The 4,399-nt window shown below is 39.8% G+C and carries 4 protein-coding genes, 4 tRNA genes and 1 rRNA gene; 8 read left to right on the top strand and 1 reads right to left on the bottom strand.

What is annotated here, in order from left to right; translation table 11 throughout:
- From rrf to birA, 3 genes are all read left to right on the top strand, one after another.
- Window positions 1–89: ribosomal RNA gene (rrf, locus tag H5125_RS21410) — 5S ribosomal RNA — on the top strand; the annotation flags it as partial.
- Between the two features lie 469 nt (window positions 90–558).
- Window positions 559–1,575, top strand: coding sequence for a UDP-N-acetylmuramate dehydrogenase (murB, locus tag H5125_RS21405; RefSeq protein ID WP_182745437.1), 1,017 nt, complete (start codon window positions 559–561; stop codon window positions 1,573–1,575).
- On the top strand, window positions 1,572–2,534 hold the full coding sequence (birA, locus tag H5125_RS21400) for a bifunctional biotin--[acetyl-CoA-carboxylase] ligase/biotin operon repressor BirA (RefSeq protein ID WP_182745435.1): 963 nt from the start codon (window positions 1,572–1,574) through the stop codon (window positions 2,532–2,534). Before murB ends, birA begins: the two co-directional genes overlap by 4 nt.
- A gap of 37 nt (window positions 2,535–2,571) precedes the next feature.
- On the opposite strand, the gene coaA is transcribed toward birA, so the two are convergent.
- Window positions 2,572–3,522: a type I pantothenate kinase gene (gene coaA, locus H5125_RS21395; protein WP_101084798.1), complete on the bottom strand. Its 951-nt coding sequence runs from the start codon at window positions 3,520–3,522 to the stop codon at window positions 2,572–2,574.
- Between the two features lie 223 nt (window positions 3,523–3,745).
- Here coaA and H5125_RS21390 point away from each other — a divergent pair.
- The 5 genes from H5125_RS21390 to H5125_RS21370 form a co-directional block, all read left to right on the top strand.
- Window positions 3,746–3,821, top strand: a tRNA-Thr gene (locus tag H5125_RS21390).
- A 7-nt stretch (window positions 3,822–3,828) separates the two neighbouring features.
- A tRNA-Tyr gene (locus tag H5125_RS21385) sits at window positions 3,829–3,913 on the top strand.
- 35 nt (window positions 3,914–3,948) lie between these two features.
- Window positions 3,949–4,022, top strand: a tRNA-Gly gene (locus H5125_RS21380).
- 9 nt (window positions 4,023–4,031) lie between these two features.
- Window positions 4,032–4,104 (top strand) — tRNA-Ile (locus H5125_RS21375).
- A gap of 116 nt (window positions 4,105–4,220) precedes the next feature.
- Window positions 4,221–4,399 (top strand): GTP-binding protein (locus tag H5125_RS21370; protein WP_259395514.1); only part of this gene is annotated, 179 nt, incomplete at its 3' end.

Below are 4,399 nucleotides of genomic sequence, written 5' to 3'. Positions count from 1 at the left end.
CCTGATCCCATTCCGAACTCAGAAGTGAAACACAGTATCGCCGATGGTAGTTTGGGGTCTCCCCATGCGAGAGTAGGTCATTTCCAGGCGCCTAATTGACTCGAAAGAGTAGTGATAAGCCCGTTACTAACGTAACGGGCTTTTTTACGTCTGCAATTTATAGTGTAGAGTTTGTTATTGGCCAAAACATGACAGTAGTTTGTTGAATATGCCCATGCGTCCCCTTCGGGGATAAAAGAGTAGGTCATTTCCAGACGCCTAATTGACTCGAAAGAATAGTGATAAGCCCGTTACTAACGTAACGGGCTTTTTTAAGTCTATAATTTGTGGCCAAATTGGTCGAATCAGTCGAGCGAGGCTTGATAAAATAAGCTGGATTTTTACGTAAGCAATTAGCACTGTATCAGTTAATTTCGACTGATGTATCTCAGAGTATGTAGCGCCACTAATCGATACAACGTTTTAGATTGTGATCTTTTTTAGCGGTAATCATGCTAATTTGTTAGCTATTCCCTGCTACAATAACAATATATTTCTGAATACGATGCCTTTCTATCTATGCCTATTTTGCTTACTTCATTAAACACATTTGGCCTTAATCAGTATTGCGACTCTTTAGTTGAAGTGACTAGCAAAGAGGAGTTAATAAAGATAAGTTTTGAGTTGTATCAACAACAGAAGAACATACTTATTCTCGGAGGAGGCAGTAACGTCGTATTTACTGACAATTTTCAGGGAACTGTGGTTAAAGTTAGCACCAAGGGCATTACGATTAATGAAGATGATGATTTTTATTATCTCACGGTTCAAGCCGGTGAAAATTGGCATCAATTAGTTAAATATTGCTTAACTAAACATATTTATGGTTTAGAAAATATGGCTCTGATCCCTGGAACTGTAGGCGCAGCGCCAATACAAAATATCGGTGCTTATGGTGTTGAGTTTAATCGTTATTGTCACAAGATTGAATTTTTACAACTCGATACTGGTAACTTGGTACACTATAATAACGAACAATGTCACTTTGGTTATCGTGAATCCATTTTTAAACAACAACTTAAAAACTTAGTCGTTATTACTGAGGTGACCCTAAAATTGGCTAAAAAGTGGGTGCCGGTGATAAGTTATGGACCTCTTCAACACTTAGACACTATAGATGTATCGGCACAACAAATATTTGATTGTGTTTGTATGGTTCGTCAATCTAAGCTGCCTGATCCTAAAATATTGGGTAATGTAGGAAGTTTCTTTAAGAACCCAGTTGTATCAATAGATGACTATGACTCACTTAAAAGTCGTTATGGATCCTTAGTGGGTTATCGACAGGTTGATAACCATTACAAACTTGCTGCAGGTTGGCTAATTGAACATGCTGGCTTGAAGGGCGTTAATATCGGTGGTGCAGCAGTCCATCAAGATCAAGCTTTGGTGTTAGTTAACCTAGGTTATGCAACTGGTAATGAAGTATGCCAATTAGCGAAACACATTATTCAGATGGTTTTTGATAAATTTGCGGTTACATTACAACCTGAGCCTAGGATTATTGGCTCTGTTGGGGAGATTGAAATAAAATGAATGAGCATTGGTCACGTAAACGCCAAATTTTAGCGTGTTTACATCATGAACGTTTTGTTTCTGGTGAGGTAATTGCGCAATCTTTATCGCTTACTCGCGCGGCAATTAATCAGCATATAGATGCATTAAAAGATTATGGTATCGAAATTTATAGTGTGAAAGGAAGAGGCTACAAATTAGCAAATCCAGTGTCGTTGGTAAATGAGTCTCATCTTGTTAATGGAATTGATGGCCGTTGTTTTTATTTTGATGAAACGACCAGTACTAATGCTTTTATGCTTGGACATGCCTCTGAATTAAAATCAGGAGATATTTGTATTGCTGAATATCAATCCGCTGGTCGAGGTCGAAGAGGGCGTCAGTGGTTGTCTCCTTATGCTCATCATATTTATGCTTCAATGTTTTGGCGTTTAAATAATGATATTAGTCATGCCAGTGGTTTAAGTTTAGTTGTTGGTTGTTCCATTGTTAAATCTCTAGCTGACTTTGGGGTTGAGGGGTTAGGGCTGAAATGGCCAAATGATATCTACCTTGATCATAAAAAATTGGCTGGAATTTTAGTTGAGGTTTGTAATTCATCCGCTAATAAAACAGAATTAGTCATTGGTTTTGGTATCAATATGAGTATGTCTGTAGAGCAGGGGGAGCTAATAGACCAGCCATGGAACGATCTGTCTAGTTTGGTGAATATGCCTGATAAAACGGAGCTATTAATTAAATTACATCAAACCCTTAAGGCTGATTTACAGCTGTTTGAGCAAAAAGGGTTGGGTGCATTCTTAGAACGTTGGAATGAATTTGATTTATTTATTGGCCGTGAAGTATCACTGCTAATGGCACCTAATTCAGTTAACGGTACTTGTCGAGGTATTGATGAACAAGGGGCTTTGTTGCTTGAAAACGAGCAAGGGCTTACACGTTATCTTGGCGGTGAAATTAGCCTTAGAGCAGTAATGTAGATGCCAGAAATGAGCCTAGGAATAGGCTCATATGTTATTATTTTCTAAGTAAAACTCGGTCCATTAAATGGTTGGGACCTTTTTGCAAAATGAGGTGGGCCCGCTCTCGTGTTGGTTGAATGTTTAATGATAAATTTGGGCCATTAATGGTATCCCAAATATTAGCAGCAATCACATTCGCCTCATCATCGGTTAAAGACGAATAGTGATGAAAAAATGAGTTTGGATCACTAAATGCACCAGTTCTAAATTGCAAAAACCGCTGTTTATACCAATCTTTTAACAACGACTCATCAGCATCGACGTAAATTGAAAAATCAACAAAATCTGATACAAATGGCCTTCTTGTGTCTATTGGGGTATCTAAACCCGTTTGCAGCACATTTAGCCCTTCTAAAATTAAAATATCAGGCTGACGGATGGCTTGATGCTCGTCGTGACATCTATCGTATGTAACATGTGAATAAAGCGGTGCAAGAATCTCTTTCTGTCCCGCTTTAACTGCCGAAATGAATTCTACCAACATTTTCATGTCGTAACTTTCAGGAAAACCTTTACGTTGGAGTAACCCTTTACGTTTAAGGTCTGCCAAGGGATATAAAAAACCATCTGTGGTGACTAAATCAACTTTAGGATGCTCAGGCCAACGTTGCAATAACGTTTGTAATATACGCGCTGTGGTACTCTTACCGACGGCGACACTTCCTGCGATACTAATGATATAAGGACCAGGGGAAGCTTTTTGCTCCAGAAACTTATCAAGAACAAGTCCACGCTGTTGTTTTGAGCCGACAAATAAATTCAGTAAACGGCTGAGAGGAAGGTAAATGTCAGTGACTTCGTCTAAAGACAGCTTTTCATTCATACCACGCAGGTTTTCTAATTCAGCCTGACTCAATGTGAGCGGCACTGATTTACGTAATTCAGCCCAATGCTCGCGCTGAAAAGCAAAGTAGAGTGCATCTTGTATTGAGTTAATTGGATTCATAACCATTCCTCTTGGTTGGTCAGGCACATTACACTATCGAATAAATGGCGACAATAGTTTGCTCCTCATTTGTCTTCATCGCCCATTACATTTGCTTATAAATCACACTTTCTAAGTGAAACGAGTGTAAAAAAACGTCATTTGAAACTTTTTTTTGGTTTTTTATCATTTTACTATTGCACTCCGAGGCACATTTACCTAATATCCGAACCCGAAATGACACGCCGGCATAGCTCAGTTGGTAGAGCAACTGACTTGTAATCAGTAGGTCCCGAGTTCGACTCTTGGTGCCGGCACCATTTTTCTGGAGGGGTTCCCGAGTGGCCAAAGGGATCAGACTGTAAATCTGACGGCTCAGCCTTCGAAGGTTCGAATCCTTCTCCCTCCACCACTTTCTAGGTAGTTAGGTAGCCTAAAATAGGTTGCGCGGATGTCGTATAATGGTATTACTCCAGCCTTCCAAGCTGATAACGCGGGTTCGATTCCCGCCATCCGCTCCAAATTTGTTCGCTGATATGGCTCAGTTGGTAGAGCGCACCCTTAATGAGGGTGAGGTCGGCAGTACGAATCTGCCTATCAACATCCCATGTCATGAATAAACTTCCTAACCCTAAATAATCGATTCGATGTCATTTTTATGCATCGGATTTTTACTATATGTGTTTTCATCACCAAGATAATTGGACTGAGGCAATACCATGGCAAAAGCTAAATTTGAACGTAAAAAGCCCCATGTAAACGTGGGCACCATCGGTCACGTTGACCATGGTAAAACAACTTTAACAGCAGCAATCTCTGCCGTTTTGTCTAAAACTTATGGTGGTGAAGTTAAAAACTTCGCTCAAATCGATAACGCTCCAGAAGAGCGTGAGCGCGG

This window comes from Shewanella sp. SR44-4 (assembly GCF_014163715.1).
GTDB lineage: Bacteria > Pseudomonadota > Gammaproteobacteria > Enterobacterales > Shewanellaceae > Shewanella.
Note: the sequence above shows the minus strand (reverse complement) of the source record. Positions and strands in the feature narration are given on the sequence as shown.

Bases quoted from the DNA above. Each gene is read 5' to 3' on its own strand.
- birA (WP_182745435.1), top strand. From the start codon at position 1,572: ATGAATGAGCATTGGTCACGTAAACGCCAAATTTTAGCGTGTTTACAT.
- murB (WP_182745437.1), top strand. From the start codon at position 559: ATGCCTATTTTGCTTACTTCATTAAACACATTTGGCCTTAATCAGTAT.
- coaA (WP_101084798.1), bottom strand. From the start codon at position 3,522: ATGAATCCAATTAACTCAATACAAGATGCACTCTACTTTGCTTTTCAG.